19 protein-coding genes are annotated in these 18,574 nt (G+C 42.6%); 6 read left to right on the forward strand and 13 right to left on the reverse strand.

The genetic code is table 11. The features are described 5' to 3' along the window. The first annotated feature begins 11 nt into the window (after nucleotides 1-11). The 4 genes from Q1V85_RS03040 (at nucleotide 12) to Q1V85_RS03055 (ending at nucleotide 6,388) form a co-directional block, all read left to right on the forward strand. Nucleotides 12-3,146, forward strand: a complete 3,135-nt coding sequence (locus tag Q1V85_RS03040) for a SusC/RagA family TonB-linked outer membrane protein (protein WP_300597326.1) — start codon at nucleotides 12-14, stop codon at nucleotides 3,144-3,146. An 18-nt stretch (nucleotides 3,147-3,164) separates the two neighbouring features. After that, nucleotides 3,165-4,937, forward strand: a complete 1,773-nt coding sequence (locus Q1V85_RS03045) for a RagB/SusD family nutrient uptake outer membrane protein (RefSeq protein WP_300597328.1) — start codon at nucleotides 3,165-3,167, stop codon at nucleotides 4,935-4,937. 73 nt (nucleotides 4,938-5,010) lie between these two features. Continuing rightward, nucleotides 5,011-5,964, forward strand: a complete 954-nt coding sequence (locus tag Q1V85_RS03050) for an alpha/beta hydrolase (protein ID WP_300597330.1) — start codon at nucleotides 5,011-5,013, stop codon at nucleotides 5,962-5,964. A 148-nt stretch (nucleotides 5,965-6,112) separates the two neighbouring features. Then, nucleotides 6,113-6,388 carry a hypothetical protein gene (locus Q1V85_RS03055; protein ID WP_300597332.1) on the forward strand — a complete coding sequence of 92 codons (276 nt, stop codon included), beginning with the start codon at nucleotides 6,113-6,115 and terminating at the stop codon, nucleotides 6,386-6,388. An 833-nt stretch (nucleotides 6,389-7,221) separates the two neighbouring features. On the opposite strand, the gene Q1V85_RS03060 is transcribed toward Q1V85_RS03055, so the two are convergent. The 6 genes from Q1V85_RS03060 to Q1V85_RS03085 form a co-directional block, all read right to left on the reverse strand. Then, nucleotides 7,222-8,283, reverse strand: a complete 1,062-nt coding sequence (locus Q1V85_RS03060; RefSeq protein ID WP_300597334.1) for a hypothetical protein — start codon at nucleotides 8,281-8,283, stop codon at nucleotides 7,222-7,224. 204 nt (nucleotides 8,284-8,487) lie between these two features. After that, nucleotides 8,488-9,300 carry an energy transducer TonB gene (locus tag Q1V85_RS03065; protein ID WP_300597336.1) on the reverse strand — a complete coding sequence of 271 codons (813 nt, stop codon included), beginning with the start codon at nucleotides 9,298-9,300 and terminating at the stop codon, nucleotides 8,488-8,490. 35 nt (nucleotides 9,301-9,335) lie between these two features. Further along, nucleotides 9,336-9,620, reverse strand: coding sequence for a hypothetical protein (locus Q1V85_RS03070; protein ID WP_300597338.1), 285 nt, complete (start codon nucleotides 9,618-9,620; stop codon nucleotides 9,336-9,338). A 120-nt stretch (nucleotides 9,621-9,740) separates the two neighbouring features. After that, complete coding sequence (locus Q1V85_RS03075; protein ID WP_300597339.1) at nucleotides 9,741-10,136, reverse strand: hypothetical protein; 396 nt, start codon at nucleotides 10,134-10,136, stop codon at nucleotides 9,741-9,743. Next, entirely contained in the window at nucleotides 10,133-10,918 is a 786-nt protein-coding gene (locus Q1V85_RS03080; RefSeq protein ID WP_300597341.1) for a hypothetical protein, read from the reverse strand. Before Q1V85_RS03080 ends, Q1V85_RS03075 begins: the two co-directional genes overlap by 4 nt. Nucleotides 10,919-11,719: 801 nt before the next feature. After that, on the reverse strand, nucleotides 11,720-12,496 hold the full coding sequence (locus Q1V85_RS03085; protein ID WP_300597343.1) for a hypothetical protein: 777 nt from the start codon (nucleotides 12,494-12,496) through the stop codon (nucleotides 11,720-11,722). A gap of 62 nt (nucleotides 12,497-12,558) precedes the next feature. Between Q1V85_RS03085 and Q1V85_RS03090 the strand changes: the two genes are divergently transcribed. Next, nucleotides 12,559-13,017 carry a hypothetical protein gene (locus tag Q1V85_RS03090; protein ID WP_300597345.1) on the forward strand — a complete coding sequence of 153 codons (459 nt, stop codon included), beginning with the start codon at nucleotides 12,559-12,561 and terminating at the stop codon, nucleotides 13,015-13,017. A gap of 301 nt (nucleotides 13,018-13,318) precedes the next feature. On the opposite strand, the gene Q1V85_RS03095 is transcribed toward Q1V85_RS03090, so the two are convergent. Beyond that, on the reverse strand, nucleotides 13,319-13,528 hold the full coding sequence (locus tag Q1V85_RS03095; protein ID WP_300597347.1) for a hypothetical protein: 210 nt from the start codon (nucleotides 13,526-13,528) through the stop codon (nucleotides 13,319-13,321). Nucleotides 13,529-13,938: 410 nt separating this feature from the next. Between Q1V85_RS03095 and Q1V85_RS03100 the strand changes: the two genes are divergently transcribed. Beyond that, complete coding sequence (locus Q1V85_RS03100; protein WP_300597349.1) at nucleotides 13,939-14,169, forward strand: hypothetical protein; 231 nt, start codon at nucleotides 13,939-13,941, stop codon at nucleotides 14,167-14,169. A 59-nt stretch (nucleotides 14,170-14,228) separates the two neighbouring features. Here Q1V85_RS03100 and Q1V85_RS03105 read toward each other — a convergent pair whose 3' ends face one another. The 6 genes from Q1V85_RS03105 to Q1V85_RS03130 all read right to left on the reverse strand — a co-directional run bounded on the left by Q1V85_RS03105 (nucleotide 14,229) and on the right by Q1V85_RS03130 (nucleotide 18,474). Further along, a complete protein-coding gene (locus Q1V85_RS03105) occupies nucleotides 14,229-14,729 on the reverse strand; it encodes an SHOCT domain-containing protein (protein ID WP_300597351.1) in 501 nt (166 codons plus the stop codon). Nucleotides 14,730-15,579: 850 nt separating this feature from the next. Then, the gene (locus tag Q1V85_RS03110; protein ID WP_300597353.1) at nucleotides 15,580-16,458 is read right to left on the reverse strand and encodes a hypothetical protein; all 879 of its coding nucleotides are present in this window, start codon (nucleotides 16,456-16,458) and stop codon (nucleotides 15,580-15,582) included. A 339-nt stretch (nucleotides 16,459-16,797) separates the two neighbouring features. Then, on the reverse strand, nucleotides 16,798-17,055 hold the full coding sequence (locus Q1V85_RS03115; RefSeq protein ID WP_300597355.1) for a hypothetical protein: 258 nt from the start codon (nucleotides 17,053-17,055) through the stop codon (nucleotides 16,798-16,800). A 37-nt stretch (nucleotides 17,056-17,092) separates the two neighbouring features. Next, nucleotides 17,093-17,323: a hypothetical protein gene (locus Q1V85_RS03120; protein ID WP_300597357.1), complete on the reverse strand. Its 231-nt coding sequence runs from the start codon at nucleotides 17,321-17,323 to the stop codon at nucleotides 17,093-17,095. A 3-nt stretch (nucleotides 17,324-17,326) separates the two neighbouring features. Continuing rightward, on the reverse strand, nucleotides 17,327-17,638 hold the full coding sequence (locus Q1V85_RS03125; RefSeq protein ID WP_300597359.1) for a hypothetical protein: 312 nt from the start codon (nucleotides 17,636-17,638) through the stop codon (nucleotides 17,327-17,329). Between the two features lie 11 nt (nucleotides 17,639-17,649). Then, the gene (locus Q1V85_RS03130; protein WP_300597361.1) at nucleotides 17,650-18,474 is read right to left on the reverse strand and encodes a BT4734/BF3469 family protein; all 825 of its coding nucleotides are present in this window, start codon (nucleotides 18,472-18,474) and stop codon (nucleotides 17,650-17,652) included. Nucleotides 18,475-18,574: the final 100 nt, after the last annotated feature.

Genomic DNA, 18,574 nt, shown 5'->3' on the forward strand with positions numbered 1-18,574 from the left:
AAACGGTTTCTATGTCATTTAATACATATCCCGTAAGGGCAGCCCTTCTTTTGTCCTTACTTTTCCTCAGTTTCCAGTCGTTCGCCCAAAAAAAATTAAAACCCGTGGCCGGCGTGGTAACGGATGATGCCGGGCAAGCGGTATCAGGAGCCTCCGTGATCATTAAAGGAACATCCGGCGGGCAGGCTACCGATAGCCTGGGCCGGTTTGCTATGGATGTACCATCCAACGGTGTGCTGCTCATCAGCGCCACGGGTTATAATAACCAGGAGCTGCGGATCAATGGTCAGCGGGAATACGCTGTTGTTCTGGTGCAAAAGAAAGATGCACTCAGTGAAGTAGTGGTGATCGGTTACGGATCTGCCCGCAAAAAAGATCTGACCGGTGCGGTGCAAACCGTAAACCTCGAAAATTCGCCACTGGCCACTTTGCCCAATACCAATGCGCTGCAGGCTTTGTCCGGTACGGTTTCCGGGCTGGTAGTGCCACCGCAGTCCAAGGCCGGACAGGATCCCCTGGCATCGATCAATATCCGCGGCGATCATTCTATTGATCCTTCGGGTTCCGGGTTGAACCGCCCACTGATTGTGATCGATGATATCATCTTTAACGGAAGCATGAACCAGGTTAATATGCAGGATGTGGCATCCATCAATGTATTAAAGGATGCCAGCTCTGCTGCAATCTATGGTTCCCGGTCGGCCAATGGAGTAATCATCATTACTACTAAAAAAGGAAGATCGCCCAAGCCGGTACTCACCCTCAATTCATCCTATGCGTTTCAAAACTGGTCGCGTAAACCGGAGATGCAAATGGACATTGATAAGTTGTTAAAGAACCGCTGGGATTATTTTATCAATGCCGGCCGAATTCCCGCCAATACCGAGTTTAATGCATCGCTGATCTTAACACCACAGGAACTGGAGGCATATAATAAAGGCATTAAAACGAACTGGCTGGACGAAATTACACAGTATGCGCCCGTGCAGAATCATAACCTGAGTGTATCCGGGAACGCTCAGAATGTAAACTATTATTTATCAGCCGGGATACTGGACCAGAAGGGAGTGATCTATAACGACCACTATAAAAAGGCCACGTTTTTAGGAAAGATCGAAACAAAGATTAACCGGTATATCACACTTGGCGCAAAGGCCAACTATTACAGTGCCGATAATTCCGGTTTAACGCCGAGCATGCAGCTGGCTACCTGGATGTCGCCTCTCAGTGCCAATCAAACCTTTACACCAGGCTATGAACAATGGATCCCTTCCAATCCTTCCGGATCCAGCGCACGCAATCCCTTTGTGGGTTTTGAGCGGCAGGTAGGACCCACATACGGATCGGATGAAAACAAATCGCAGAACATCGATGGGGCCGGCTGGCTGGTAATCCAGGCACCCTGGATTAAAGGACTGAAGTATAAGCTAACAGTAAACGGCACACAGACGTATTCGGTATACAACCTGGATGTAGGTCCCCAGCTCTTTGTAGATACGCGCAATACCGCCAATATGGATAATGTGGAAAATTTCTGGTCCATGGCCTATTCCACGGCGCGTACTGCCAATACCCGCACCTGGCTTATCGACCAGATCCTGACCTATACCAATACCTTTAATAAACACAGTGTGGATGTTATGGCCGGGTATACCCGGGATGCCATGCGCTACAATGGACTGAGCACCGAAGGCAATGGGTATCGTATGCCTAATCCGCTGAAATGGAACGGTATCAATATGGCCATTACGCAAAAGGTAAGTAAAGCGGAATCGCGGTACCAGAACCTGGCCATGATGGTACGCGCCAACTATAACTATGATAGTAAGTATTACCTCACCGCTACCTTTCGCCGGGATGGATTTTCAGGATTTGCTCCCGGAAATAAATATGGCAATTTCCCCGGTATATCGGTGGGATGGGCCTTGTCTGAAATGGGCTTTTTCCGGAAAAATACCTGGATCGAATATCTGAAACTAAGGGCTTCCTGGGGCGCCACCGGCAATCAAAGTATTGCGCCTTACGAAACCCTGTCTACCGTAGGACTGGATTATACCGTTTTTGGAGATAACTCCGGACTGGCCCTGTATCCCAACCGGATGAGTAATGCAAAACTAAGCTGGTCTACTACCACCACGCAAAATCTTGGGGTTGATTTTACCTTGCTCAAGGGAAGCGTGTTCGGTAATATTGATGTATACAAGTCGCAGACAAAGGATCAGTTGCTGACCCGCAGCCTGCCCTATATGAATGGCTTTTTAACAGTACGGACCAATGTGGGCCGCGTGGATAACCAGGGAGTGGAACTCGTATTAAATACGGTACCGGTGGATGCTGTGCGTACAAAAGGCCTGGGCTGGCAAAGCGGGATCGTGTTTTCCCGGAACCGCAACAAGATCGTGGAGCTGTATGGTACCTATGATGCAAATGGCCGGCCCAAGAGCGATATCTCCGGTGCTCCGGCTGGGGATGCCTATATCGTAGGCAAATCCATTCATAGTGTTTGGGATTATAAGATGATCGGCATTGTACAAAAGGATGACCAGGAATATATCGACCGGTATAAAGCCAAACCGGGCGATGTTAAATTTCTTGATTATAATAATGATGGCAAGATCAATGCAGACGACTATCATTACCAGGGTACCCGCGATCCCCTGTTTACGCTCAATTTTAATAATACCATCTCTTATAAAAAACTTGCCCTTTATTTCAGTTTTAAATGGGTGGCGGGTGATGATGAACATTACCTGGGAAAAGACCGCTATGGAACCATGGCCTCAATGGCCATTGCCAACGGATCGCAGTTAAAGCGGGTAGATCCCTGGACGCCGGATAATCCTACGAATGTATACCCCCGGGTAGACTGGGTAAACAGCCTGAACTATTGGTTCTGGAATACGCGGTCGTTTGTAAAACTAAAAGACCTTACGCTTTCCTATACATTGGATGGCCGGCCGGATGCAAAGATCCGGTATCAGAACCTGAAGCTGTATGCCAGTGCCAATAACCTGTTCACACTGACCAAATGGACGGGGCTGGATCCCGAAGACGGTGGTACGATCGCAGCAAATCCAGGAAGCATCTTCTACGGCAGCTTCCCGGTGTTGCGCACCTATTCCTTCGGGCTGATATTTTCTTTTTAATTCCAAAAAATGATTGTTATGAAATTTCGTTTAAATAGCATCAAAAAGATCGCACCCGTTTGCCTGTTTTTAGCCATGACCGGCTGCCGCAATGATGCCTTCCTTGATGAGCCGGTATTTCAGCTGACCACGCAGACCGCTTATAAAACACCGGCGCAAATTGATCTTGCCATCAACTACCTGCATAACCGGATGCAGTATTTAAGTATCTCATCTTACCAGTATCACAACTATATGATGACCGGCCTGGGACTGGATGCGTTTTTTAGCACCAATACGGAGTTTACTACCAGCAACTGGAAACTGATGACACCTTCAGAGCCGGGCTACAATGCCTATTGGGCTACCGGCATGAGCCAGATCATTACGTATGCAAATACGATCATTGAGGCTTGTAATAACCCCGCCGTGAAATTTGTAAGTGAACAGCAACAGAAGGAATTGCTGGGAGAAGCCCTGTTCTTCCGGGCCTGGGGCCATCGCTGTTTGGTGGGCATGTTTGGCGACTGGCCGGTAGTTACCAAAGTAGAAAAAACACCCAGGCTGGATTACACACGGGCGCCGAGGGTAGAGGTATGGAAGCAATGCCGGGAAGACCTGCTTGTGGCGGCGGCCGGTTTGCCCAAAACAACAATCCGGCCCGGGCGCATCGTGCGTGCGGCGGCAGATCATCTGCTGGCCGAGATTTGCATCAGCCTGGGCGATCATACAAAAGATAAGCACTACTATACGGAGGCTGTTAATGCCGCTACCAATGTGATCAGCGGCGCAGACGGCGACTATCAGCTGATGAAGAACCGGTTTGGGAAAAGAGCCGGTGAGGCCGGCAAAGATGTGTACTGGGACCTGTTCCGGGCGGGTAATTTCAACTACCAGGATGGGAATAAGGAATCGATCTGGACGGTTCAGTATGATTACAACAATGCGATCGGTGGAACAGGAGGCATGCCTGGTTCTGCCACCACTAATAAACTCCTGCTTGAATTTGCCTTTCAGTCGACCTCCTATTTTGTAGACAGGCAACTGAAAGACGCCAGTGGGAAATCATATTACTTTTTTGGAGATGGGGCGGTGAAATTTCCAAATGGAAAGTCGAGCCAGGCCGGAAACGATGAACGCGGTGTGGGAACGGCTCAGAACCGGCCCACCAACTATTTCCTGTATACCATCTGGGAGGGTGCCGGAGGCGATATCCGGAATTCGGAAGCCAATATCGAGCGCAATATTAAACAGGCCGGCGGGCGGCCCTGGAAAGAAGTGTTTGACGAAATAAAAAGCAGGGGCGACTGGAATAAGATCATTCCCAACGATACTATCCGGAGCATTTATCCCCGGATCTGGAAATTTTCAACGGATAAACATATTAACGGGAACCCTGAATTCTATGATGCGGATATTTACGTGATGCGGCTGCCGGAAACCTATTTACTAAGGGCCGAAGCTTATATGAAAAACGACCAGCTGTCGCAGGCAAAGGATGATATCAATGAAGTACGGGCAAGAGCAAATGCCCCGCTCATTACCGCAGCCAGTGTAAATATGGATTATATCCTCGATGAACGGGCGCGGGAATTGTTTGGAGAAGAGTATCGCCTGGTAACGCTGAGCCGGCTTTCTTCGAAAGAAAACCCGGTATTGGTACAACGGGTGCTCAAGTACGGCTGGGGTTTCCCGGACCTGCCCAAAGAATCCCGGCCCAATATCCAGCCACATCAATGGGTATACCCGGTTCCCCAGGCGATCATCAATTCCAATACCGATGCGGTGTTCCGGCAAAACGAAGGGTATTGATGCACTCCGGTACAGATCAGGATGCTGTATTGGAAGATGTTTCATAAATTGTGGCGATGGGAGCAATAACGATATGAAACGAATACGACAACACAGGCGGTGGATGAAGGCCGCAGCTGGTATCCTGGTGTTTTTACTTTTTAACGGGCCATGTGAGGGCCAGGAAATTCCATTGTACGAGGGAGCGATCCCCAACGCAAAGCATACGGATATAAAAGAGGAGCATCGCTTTGATCCGGTGGTGGACAGCCTGATCAGTAAGGTATCGGTACCCACGCTTACGGTTTTCCGGCCGGCACATTTACCACCCCAAGCCCCGGCAGTTATTATTTGTCCGGGTGGTGGATATCATACCTTACTGATCGAACGGGAAGGGCGGAAGGTGGCAGAGGCCTTTAATCAAAAAGGGGTGGCCGCTATCGTGCTGAAGTACCGGTTGCCGGATGATGCCTATATAACCAATAAATCCATCGCGCCTTTACAGGATGCCCAGCAGGCCATTTTGCAGGTGCGGAAACATGCGGCAGCCTGGGGTATTGATACCGGGGCGATCGGGATCATGGGGTTTTCTGCAGGCGGACATGTGGCTGCCATGGCCGGTACGCATTTTGACACAGCGTCTATCCGGCATCCGGCGGATATCAGTCTGCGTCCCAGTTTTATGATACTGATCAACCCCGTAGTCAGTTTTTCGGATAGTACCGGGCACCGGGGCTCCCGCACCAATCTGCTGGGCAGCATGGTTTCAAAAGACCAGGTTCGCTTTTTCTCGCCCGAATGCAATGTTCGCCCGGATACGCCACCCGCTTTTTTGGCGCATGCGGCGGATGACAAAGTAGTGCCGCTGGCAAACAGTATGGATCTTTTCACCGCATTGAAACGGAAGAAAGTAGCCGCAGAAATGCATATTTATGCATTGGGCGATCATGGTTTTTTAAATAACCTGCCGGCTTTTGAACAATGGTTTGGCAGCTGTATTTACTGGATGCAGGTCTCCGGATGGCTGAATACATCTTCTTCGTTATGAATGCCGGAGCCGATGTAGATTGAAGGGCGATCCGTCCGGAAAATGTGAAGCACCCATTTGATACGGCAGTGAGCCCTTGTCCGTTTATTTTTAATACCTTCATAGGAACCGATTTTCCGGCGATGTACAACAAAATACCAACCCGATCATGGCAACCGATATTGGTTTTGAGATCCGGCTGATACCTAAAGATGGAACACTGGCTGGTAAGAATATAGAAGCGATCAGCGGCATCTGTGAACAGGCCAAAGCAAGCTGCGAGCTGGAAGGCCTGTATGGTAAGTACTGGTTTCATTTAAAGGAGAAAGGCCGTTATCTTTCTATTGTACTGTATGGGTATTACCGTGGCGACCAGGAAGATGATGCGGAAGCACTGGAAGAAGTATTGGAACTTACCTGGCAGGATGAGGAAAATGGCGCCTAATTGGCGACCGGTATTTTAAACAGCTGGAAGAGCTGTACGGCCTTCAGATTGTAAGGGATTACTGGTAGCGCTTATTTTTAACAGGGTGGTTGCTGTTCCGTCAATGGCGGCTCAGATGGATGAATCTGATTTCTCCGAAATACAGTAGATTGCAAACGAGGGTAAAAATGGTTAACCGGGCTATATAAAGTTATTTCTCAACTTACCGTTATGGATTGTTTTCAAATGGCATACAAATAAAAAAGACCCGCATTGCGAGTCTTTTCTAACTGATTAACAATCAAAGTGCCCAGAACAGGAACAATACTATACATTGCCAAAAGTTGATTATCAATTGTTTGTATAAAATTTTAAAGGCGTGCGGAACACCAGAGGAACAAATTTTTCAGTTTTGCTCATTTTTGGAACATTATGCCAGTTTCAGCAAGTTTCTATCTACCCCCAATTTTTTATTTAGTGACTTTAAAAATGCCAGGGTAGGCTCGCGGACGCCGGCAATGTGGATCGCCTGGCATCGTGGCTACATCAAAAGCGTTTTCCTGAATGACGAGCTCGGTAAGCGCCACGGGCATGGGATGCCGGCATCTTGGTTAAAGAGCATTAATCCTAATACGGCTTATACAAAGTAAAACCACTTAACACAATTACTGCGGAAATGATAAGTATCACAATGTCTGGTAAAGAGAACCCCCAAAGAATTTGTTTGTGATTATTATGGTCTACAAGTTTAAGTAAATGGGCCATAGCAATATACAAAACACCTACGCCAAAAATAAAGGCGGAAATAATAGATATTGTATTTAAAATCAAAATACCCATACTACAAATATACATCATTTGGCTATGTCCTTGTTTCTGTCAACTTGTTTCAATAAATTGATCAGATCTTCGGGGGCTTTTATAGAAAGTGAATCCTTATATTTTTCAAATATTTCTTTTTTCATTTTCCTATCGTTGCTCTCATTAATAAAATCATTGATGGATTTTAATACACCCGGAAGGCCATCTGTTTTTAATGTAAATTCTTTGCTCTCATATCCTCCACCACAAATAAAAAGAATAATCCCCGCCATTAATGTCGCCTTTTTGATTTTCGATTTTAAATCAATTTTTCCAGGACTGTTTAAATTTATTGAGGAAGCCAACTGATCGGATGAAATATTTAGATTAAAGTGAATGGACACTTCATCCAGCAGCGAAAGCAGGTTGTATCCCATGCCAAATATATCTTTAGCAGGCAATTCTCCCCTTTGGGATACATTTATTATGAAGTGCGTTTCATTATCAAGGTAAAAGACGTCCTTCAAAGTCCGCTCGATAACTTCTGCATACGCACCTGCATCATTCAGCGCCTGATGGGCGGTAAACATTCTGTAGAAATAGGGGTCAATATCCATTTTCGAGACATGCTTCTTCCACTTTACACGCCTAATGAACGGGGTTTTAACCTCCATTCTTCTACGTTCTTCATTAGATATATTTAAATCAATAGTATCTCCGACAATTTCCCCAATAGAAATAAAATCTGAGTTTGCGGATGGGCAAACCACAATATCTCCGGATTTGATGGTGTACATGAATTTATACACCTGATTAACTATCAGGGATAGCGCCCTTGCTGAAAGATCTTCCCCCTCTTCGAGGTTTAAATTTGCGTATTCATTAATTTTTACCTTTAGTAATTGCTTTATTATAGCACCCGAATTGATGTGCTTTTCAGAAATTTCTTTAATAAATTCAGCGTCAATGCCATCATGTTCGAGTCCAACATATCCAACCTCCAAAAAGTTAGAATACAGAGTGCCTCCCTGAGATCGAATAAGCCAGTAATTTTTATTTGACTCGTCTTCGATAGCTGCAATAATGTCTTCAAGCAATTCGTCAATATTACTCATATTAGCAGTTTTTTCAAATATACGAGAAAAAGTCAGAAGTCATTCACCAGCCCAGAAACAGGTCCCACTTTCAAAATTCGGTATTTTTAGAAACTGCTGCCTATAAAATTGACCCTATAACGTCGCGCCGCCAGCTGCGGTTGCAATTATTAATCCTGTTCGTTGTAAGATTCCATATCGTTTTATGTTTGCCTTGAGGGCACGCTACTGTACAATAAAGGCAATAGGTAATTTACAGTAGGCCTTTACTTCCCGTCCGTTCTGGATAGCGGGCTTCCATTTACCGGATTTTTTAATTACACGTACAGCTTCTGCACCCATTCCAAATCCGGGATCTTTAATAACCTTCACATCGCTCACGTTGCCTTGTACGTCCACAACAAACTGAACAATTACCTGGTAGTTGCCTGGCGAAGCTCCGTTTTCCACGGGCACTTCCTCTCTCAGGTTGGTGGTCAGATACCGTCCCCAGTCGCCCGGATACTGCGCTTCTTTTTCAACTTTGGTAAATATTACAGAGCTATAATCTATAGATCTCGATATTACTAACTCCTCATCGCTATTACTAGCTTCAGGCGGCGTGATTAAGCTGGCATCCTTTACACTCTGCGTTTTTCTTTTTGACTCAAAACTCCTTTCAGCCTGCAGCACCAAAGCTTCTTCATTCGCCCGATCGGCTAACTCTTTTGCAATTCGCCCCTTCGCCGTAAGATACATAACCTCGACAAAGGCATCCCCGGCAGTATCGAGTCGCTTTTTTACTGCCTGTATTGTTTTATAGCTCCCCATGTATTTCGAGAGATTTTCATTATAGTAGCTCATTGCTTCTTTCGCAGGATACCTGCCGTTTATCGCGTTGTTTATTTTATACTTTGCAGTATTTACAATTTTGTAGGTTTCGATATACACAGGCTTAGCAAGGTCTTCTACAATACGTTCTATTGAATCCTTAACAGGATCTGTTTGAGTAAAACCAACTGCAGGGAGTAGTAATAAAAGGAGAACTAAATACCTCATTTAATTTAGTTTTTTAGTGCCTATTACTTTTTGTTTTAACTCATTGCACTTAAATCATTAGCGATTGCCTGCTCATCGAATAACGTAAGCTGCCCGTCTCGCAAATGAGAATAGTAAGCTCTACCTGCAGCAAGGGCGTCCATTTTATTACCGGAGCGTAGAGCTTCATCGTAAGCCCGTCTTAGCTCTTCCGCCAATTGCTGCCTTTCTTCCTGCAATCGTCGCTTTTCTTGATCCTCTTTCACTTTTTGTCTTATTGAAGAGACAATAAGAGCCAATATAACACATCCAATTATCAACAAAAACAAGGTTAAGCTCATAATATATCATTTTGAAGCAAATCATCTTGGTATTCTGACAATAAAGCTAGTAAAAAAACAAACCCGACCAATCATCCATTAAACACTCTGGAAAATAATTTTTACTGCCCTCCTAGACTTTTATTTGCCAGTATATCCGTTTTGAACCATCCAGTTTAGCAGTTCTTCTAATCTTGCCTTTCGGTAGTCTTTAAAGACAATAGAGTCAATTCCTTGCATTATGCCAGTATATTTAAATACACTATCCATTAACCTGGCTACCTCCTTCTGTGAGCTTTTTCGATTCTTTGTTTTTTCAAATCCGGCCTTTATAAACACTTCGGAAGTGTCGAGAAATCGCTTGGTCTGTGCAAATAGCGCTTTATCGATAGGTTCATTTCCCCTCCAAACCATAGTATCTAATTCAGGATATTCCTTGTTGCCCAACACAGATGACAGGCGTAGTGCTTTGTTTTGTGTCGCGTTCGTGCAAGAGAGGCAACCTATAACTAAAAAAGATACTATAATTTTCTTCATTTGGCTGTTTTCTTTAATGATTCAATAAAATTATTTTTTATTGACACCCAGTCTGCTTTGCATCTTAATAATTGATAAAAGCAATCGTATTTGGTGGTCTTCTTAGCGGCTACATTTAGCACTGTTAAATTGTACTCCTTATAATCCATGTCGAGGTTTTTGATAATGATATCTAAAAACGGCTTCCAATTATTTATTATCTGCTTTCTATTGTCAATGACCCATTCAGATGCCTTAAATTGTGTTTCTATGATTTTCTTGAACTCATCCGATGAAATATCGTATTTAGAAACATTTTGATCGAAAATATTTCTTCTCAATTTGGTATATTCATCTTCATTTGCCAAGTCCAAGTCTTCCTTGGCTTTTACTTGATTTTCATACTCATATTTTATCATCTGCCAATCACCTTTGACTCCATAAAGTATTATACTCCAATTTCCTGTTTTGATATTAGCATTTGCTTTTTCAAATAGTTTATTATTGTACAATTTGCACCCACTACAAGAATTGTCTGTCCATTTTTTTAACACAGACAAAAAAATATTTCTATTTGTATACAGATCACTATGAAGAACCATACCTTTCCACGCATCAGACTGGGTATTTAAATCGTAGATTATCATCTCGTAGTCATCATTCCACTTTTTAGATGCCTTTGCATTTAAATATGAATATAACTCCGGATACTTTTCTTTCAAAAGTCGTGAATTGTCGTTTAATTGGCCCGCTGAAGAAAGAGTTATTAAAAGTAGAATGAAAACGGGTATAACGGACTTCATAATAGTGAGTTTTGAGTAAATGATACTTCATTCCTGTAGCAAATTTAATATTTTGTTTGTTTATTATTAACGGAAAACAGTAATATAAAGCTGTGCGAAATTCCTATATCAACAGTCCTTGCTCTGTTGTTACGCGTTACTCTTATTTTGGTAGTACTTTAATTGAAAGCGCACGTTCCAGATCGCACATTGTTACACCCAATCTGGTCTCTACCTTTGCATCGCGCATGTATTTCAACCGGTTGGTAAGAGTGTTGCTCTGAATCCCAAGAACCTGACACAACTGGTCGCGATTAACAAGTATCCGGTCCTTTACTTTGACGCCGACGATATGTACAACCGATTCTACCATTTTTTTAAGTTTTGCTTATTTCCTGAATTTTAGGCAATCTCGATCCTAGATTCTCCACTCCCCCGCGCCCGCGCGTAAGAGGTACTTAGACAGGGGGCTTATGCGAGTATTTTTTGCTATCTTTAAAAAAACATGTTGCTTATGTCATTGATTCAAAGGAAACCGATAAAGTATACCTCAAAAAAGGGTCTGAACTTCCGAATCGATATTTTTAAAGAAGATTCAGGATACAGGGTTATTGTTAAGCTTGATAGAAACGTCGATGGCGAAATAGAACATTCGGAGGCCATCAATAAATTTATATTTTTCTCTCAGGCCAGCGACGAGACTATCAATGATGTTATATTCTCTGAATGTGAGAGCTTCGACTAAGATCTTTTTATGGAAAATGGCTTTAGTTAAGAACCGGCACCTACCGTCCTGGCTAAGAGGAAGCTAGTATTTTAGAGTTACTTGAACGTTTGGCCGTGTGATTCTATAACATTCCCATTGGCATCGATAAATGATAAATCACTTCTAATAGGATTAGCTAACAGGGGTGTAGTTTTAAGTTGAAGCACATTGGGGAGTTCGGATGTTCCAATATAAAAAGTTTGCTTGTTCTCAGATATCAGCTTGGCAAAATTATAGACTGAAAAGAATTTTGATAAGTCATTTAACAGTATTTTATTATTGAATTTTAAGTCAAATTCTTTTAACAAACCAAAGTAATATGTAATAGCAATAATTCCCATTTCAATAGGGTCATCTTCTTTGCTCAATCTTTGTCCATTGAAGTGAATTGGCGGGTTGTGTATGCCGTCTCGGTCTATAATTGGTAGTGCAATCAGTCTTGATAGTTGGCCACGAATTGGCATTATTTCAATTTGGTTTCCACCGACAGGAACATACTCCATAAGTGCCACTAATCGATGTCGTTCATGCACTGGAATTGACCCAATGAGTGGTTTACAGGAATGTTCCGACGCATTTCGCGCTTTAATGAAGTAATTTAATAATGGAGATTGTTTTATTTCTTTGGCTTTATTACCCAAGAAAGGATACGCTCTTTCCTTTATGTCTTCTACGCCGTAATACAATTTTTTCCATATAAGCTGCAAGTGTATTAAAAAGTTATTCCAACAATGATTGTTGCTTCCCATAAGAGATTCTGTTCTGGAAATCGATTCACACAAATATGTAGCAGTTAATTTTAGCTCAGAAAATGATTGATGTAGATTTGGCATAAATTATTTGTATATTTCCTCAAATCTAAGTAAAACCATAAATTGAAGTAAAAAATTGCTACATGACTAAAGCAGAATATTTTACCAAGTTGAAAGAAAGCATGGAAGTAAAAGGCGCTATATTTATAAAAAGCTACGATGGCGTTATTTATTTTGTTATAAAAAAGGGTAATACCCATCCAGAGTTTAGATTTATTAAGGACCAGTATAAAACCCTACTTGACCTGGAGTTGAAAATAGAAGAAGAAGATGATGATATACGCTTATTTTGGAGTGCAGTACCTATGACACCTGGCGACCGGTGGCAAGCTGAAGCCGGAAACTTTTTATTTTTAGCAGAAGTAGATGGATTAAAAATTGTTGACCGAGCAAATAATTACGACGAAGATAAAATCAAGACAGATAGTTTAGGTGAAGCTAAGGACAAGGCGCAGGAGTACTGGGATAACCATAATAGTGCGGATAATGGTAGAACGAGAGGTCCGGGCGGAAAAGCGGGAAGTTCAGAAAATGAAAACTGATACCAGACGGTACCGGACCGCAACTGCACCGTTAATTGTCGCGATTATCTTGGCTATAATCGCTCTTTTCAAATAGTTCCGGATTACCGTAAAAATCATCAGCCATGGGTATGTACATTGCGGTATGGTAAGGCTGAGCACGGTATACATTACCCGGCGGGAGATGGAGACATTAGAGCAGGTAAAGAAAGCCCTGCAGCTGGGAGGCTTTGAATTATTCCTAGTTCGTTCCGGAATAGATTGGCAGATAGCGGTCCGGCAGGAAGATGAGGATAGGGCGTGGGAGGTAGTGAACAGGATTCTAATTTCCCTTATTCAACCAGGAAAAGCGTAATTCGGCGTCAGACACAATCTTGTCCCGCAGGTCTTCATAATACTTCCGGGACTCCTCAATGCTGATATTTTCAGCGGCTGCCTTCAGCTTTTCCATTTCGTCCATATGCATTGCCTGGATCGCCTCCATCATGTACATGCGCATCTGCAGAAATGCTATTTCTTTTTCGATATTCATAAGCTTGGTTTTAAAGTAGGCCAGGGTAGATACCGCCGGCCGTGGAAAATCTAATAATTATACTGTAATATATTTTTTTTTATAATAAACCAAAATATTAAATCAAATCGCCAATGTTTTGAAATGCTAAACTTATTAGTATTTTTACCCTATGAAGGATAAGGCAGTGGGATTCGTCTATCAGGATAAGGCGTATATGACGGAGATGAGCGAGGTTTTAGGTGCCGGATCCAATCGCTATGCGCTTCGGATGTTTAGAAATGGGAAATGTGGTTTTTCCTGGTACTCTGCTGGGGGACCTATGGCGCTTACCTAATGGAGAATGGGTGTTCGCGACGGACAAAGGGCGCTTTCCAGAAATAGCTGTACAGCTGGTGAAATACATAAAAGGAAAGTGATACCTTGCGCGCATGGAACTTACCCCTGGACAAAAAGCCCGTGTTGATATTCTATCTCATTTTTACGAAGATAATCCGCCGCCGGTAGTATTGCAACTCAATGCCAGCACTACCCAAAACAATGCACCTGTATTTGTGAAGGAAAATCTCAAAATGCTGTATGCCGGAGATCTGTGCGAGCTGATTATTGAAGTAAGAATTTCAATGCTGGATGAAATGAAGAAAGTAATGGAAGTAAAATAATAACAAAAGCAGAGTATCATGAGACCAATATTACCCAGTGATAAATCCCATCGGGGGTATTAATTATCCAGTAGTTTCTTCTTTTCCTTTTCGAACTCTTCCTTTGTCAGAACACCATCGTCCAGTAGTTTCTTCAATTTCGCCAGTTCGTCAGCCTTGGAAGGGCCAGTGGCCGATTGCGATTTCCTGTATTCCTCGGGAACGATGATTTCACCGCTAGAGATGGCCCCCTCAATTTCAACATCGAATCTATTTTCAAATCCCATAATCTTTCCTATGGATATAACCGGAATCTGAGATCCCCTAAATATTTTGATTTTAGTTACTTTATACTTTTTATTCCCAAATTTATTAGGTAGATGTGATAAGGCTGATGATCCCCCAACAGCTTCCGGAGATTGAATAAATTTAAATCGACCATTATCCATAGTCCCATTCCTTAGCTGAATGTAATCTCCCTGACGAATTACCCAGCCAATCGATGTAACCAGTGAATCATTCTTTTTTTGAGAAAAGCATAATAAAGGCATAACCATCATGACAATCAGTATCTTTTTCATAAATGCAAATTCTGAGTGTTATTTAAATACATATACGACAGCTGTTGCAAAAGAATCTGTATAATTAATTGATATGTCATAATGCTTTTGCAAATAATCTGGTATAGAGAAACTTTCGTTCACGTAGTACAGGTTTTTATTTTCATAATATAGCACCTCCTGAGATTTCTGGGCAATATCCTTATGACTTAATAGAGATTTCTTGAAATTCGCCAAATGCGCAATGGGAAATGAATAATATATCATATCGAAGTTAGATGCATCCCTGAACATACGTATACAGGGCATCTTAATTAAATAATAGTGACCAAGGCCGACTCCGATAGTCAGTTTTTCGGGATTCCTTGCAATTAAAGTTGAGTCGAAATAAGGGCCCTCCGTCGATGTGTCCGATTTTGAGCGAAAATAACCCAACATGTTCAATGCCTTACTAGCAGACACACTGGCCTGGTCAAGCAATCCGATCAAGGTATTAAATGGGACTAGCTTCGAAACGTATTTCGCCTCATAATAGACCGTTTTGTGGTCTTGAAATAGAACCTCTTGGTTCAATGGAACGCCTCCCTTTATTGTCTTTAGCGTTAGTAGAGCAATAGACAGAATAATCACAGCTAACAGAACCACCCTTCTCATAACTTTAGTTTAGATGTGTTTAAAACAAAAAATCACACCGAACGCAAAAATAAAACCTCGTTTGATTGCCGATTTACGGAAATCCGTAAGACCGATACTTTGAAAATGATAGAAAATCACAACCCATATTACTTCTCTCATGCCGGTGATTATACAATTTGATTTCCCATGTTTTAATTTTCAACTTGCTCTTGCTTTTTTGAATATGGTGGGATTACTACTTTAGCGCTATTTCGGAATGCGCTATAACTGCATTTTGGTATCCTATCTTTATGTATGAATCAGCATACATTTTTCCATTATCCCATTTATGAGAAACTGAGTATTGGCCATTAGAGACATATGTGCTAATTGTTGCATAATCGTGTTTGTTTAGTAGGTCATCTAGCTTGGTCTTTGTAAAATAAGAGAACTTTTCGCTATCCACAATTCCAGTTACGTTAAAAAGTTCATCAAAATTCTGCTTGATTCCGTAATAAGTTGCGTAATAATTCCCGTTGCTTAGGAATGGGGGATATGACTCCGCACCTATGAATTTATTATCCTTAAAATAGTAAACATCGAGTGCAGATGTTTGACCGTACTTAAACATTACCTTTTCAACTCCCGCAGTGCTATTTAATTTTGATTCAAGTCCAATTAATACATTATACGGGTCCCTGGCGTTAATACCTTTTTCGGCTTCCACTACCTTTTGCTTTGTATTTCCAAAAATCGCAACTCCAAAAATCGGTTTAAGTATTGTTATATTTTTGGATGATACTTTTATAGTACCGTCGTTATTTTTTGCCGAAACTTCGAGTTTGTAAACGCCCTCTTTAAATCCAGTTGTTTCAAATGTCATCTTGCTAATATTGCCTTCTTTAGTTGCCACAACTTGGCCGTCTATTGACAACTTATGTTTGTATGAGTATTGCCCCTGTACGCTTGTTGAAACATCAGCATCGAATGTTTGTTTTATAGCAACGCTGTCAGGACTTAATACAGATGTTATATCAAATTTTTGTTTTGCGTCTGTCTGGTCTGGTCGCGAATCGCTCTTAGAACACGAATAAAAGAAACAGGCAACCAATGCTAAAAAGAATAGTTTTCTCACAAACTGAATATTTAGGTATTGCCAAGTCCCGAAGCAATAAGTTTAAATAAAATAAGCGTGGGACATATAGCTACCGGAAAGGAGGTACTGGTATACCTGAACCCAAATAACTAAAGCCCACGCCGTGACGTGAGCGTTCAGCTATTTTTCGGTTCATTTGAAAGTTACCAGTTTTCCTTTCCGAAAAGCTAACGCTAATTATGTTGGACCAAAAGTACAACAATGAAGCCGAAAATAAAAGCAGGGCTGTTGTTAAAAAAGGTGGCCCCTTTCGAAATGGCTTAATCATTTCAAAAAAGTGTTTAAATTCAGCTTTATATTGATTCGCCGGAAAGAGTGTTAAATCTGGTGTCTAAGTCGCTTTGCATTTTTCCGAGCGCTGCTAAAATTGTTTCCGTTTTGTACTTTTTCAATTGCTTGTGAATAATATTTTTTGGGCTGACATAGGCGCTGATACTTAAATTCTGCTTCGAGTTTTTTATAAAAAAATTTCACTTTACCTGGCAGACTTTCTAAAGTGCCACCTATTTCAAAAGTTTGCGGGTCTTCTCTTTCAACCTGCATATCTATTTTCAGGAGAACCTTTTTAGGATTCATGTAATACATTTTGGGGTTAATGAATATTTTTACTTTGTTAATCTGGTTGCAGGTAAGTAAGCGTTTCTCTTATTACAAATAGCAGTTGTTCATCAGTCAAGGCTTTCACGCTTATCAGGTAAATCGTTGATTCGTGCTCCATGGCGCTGATAAAATCTTCAACCGTTGTGCCTTTGAACTTTTGAATGTCGTTTAGCAACACTTTGTTTTTTGAAATATCTTGAATCAGTTGCCTTTTGTCTTCGGTAGTTTCAATAAAGCGTAACATATTTTATTGATTTACAATTTTTAAAAAAAGGGCATCTATTTGGCTGTCGCTGATCTTATCTAGGCTGGTATGGAGCTCCATCTGTTGCGGTTTGGGTAGTGCGTAGCTTAACAGTTTCTCGAAAGCAGCGAACTTCTGCGCTGGGGACATTTTGTTGAACTCCTTCTGCAGGTTTGTTGCATTTGCCGCTATGAAACTCGTTACAAATTCGCGGAGGTCGACGGTGGCTTTATTCGGCGTGCCTTTAGCTCGACCGCTCCCGGGCGTCCGACCTCCATTTTTGCCTACTTTAGGGGCGTTGGTTTTTGTGGTCATGTTATAAAGGTTTAAGGTTTAAAATCTAAAAGGGGTTGCCCGGTTGCAACGAATGATGCAAATGTTACATCGCCGCGGCCATTGGCCAGGGCGTCATCAAACTGTCGGTCCGCATGATCGGGGTCATATTTAGGAGAATATTGACAGGCTCGGTGGAATAGATCTCTTCCCGCTTCGTTAAGTCCGTGAGCCAACGCGAAGGCCGTTTTGATATAATCTTTGTACTCGGGCGCAAAATCGAAATTCAAGGCTTCTACTGCCGATAAAATGGCATTGGCCGTATGTAGGTTCGCTTCCACATCGACCGGGGCAGCATATTTAGCCCTCACAGGCGCTTTGTCTGCCGCGCCGTTAAAAGGCCTTGCATTTTCGTTTATGTACGGCTCGAGGTCTCTGCTCATTATTTTAAGGCGGGTGACGTCGCTGCAGGAGTGATCGCAGTTCAGGCCGATGGACTTGAACGCCTGCATTAGCGCCCGGTAGTGTTCAGCATGTTTGCCGGCGTGGCCTATACGGACCAGCATGTGGTAACCGGTCCCACTAAACGAAGTAGCGCAGTAGGCTACCTCGGGCAGCTTACACAGTTCGGGTTTCACCCCGGCGAAGTTGGGAATATGTCTGTTGTCTTTCGCATCTATATCGATGAAGGCGTAGCCGGAATGCTTTACAAGATTTTCCCGCTTCCGCGCCCCGCTAAATAACCCGCACGGCGTAATGGCCGGGGCGGTTTCTTTTGTTGTATTTGTTGGGGCTGTTTTGCCCAACCAGTCGAACAGCTCTACCGTGCTTTTCGGTTTGCCGGATAGGTCCACCTTGGTAAATAATGAGACTTGCATATTTTTTATAAACTAACGAGTTGCAGGGCTTGGTTTAATTCCGTTGGTTTAGGTTACCCCCTATATATAGGGGGTTAAACCAATAAACTAACGGATTTGT

The sequence above is a fragment of the Niabella sp. genome, assembly GCF_030150205.1.
Classification (GTDB): Bacteria; Bacteroidota; Bacteroidia; order Chitinophagales; family Chitinophagaceae; genus Niabella.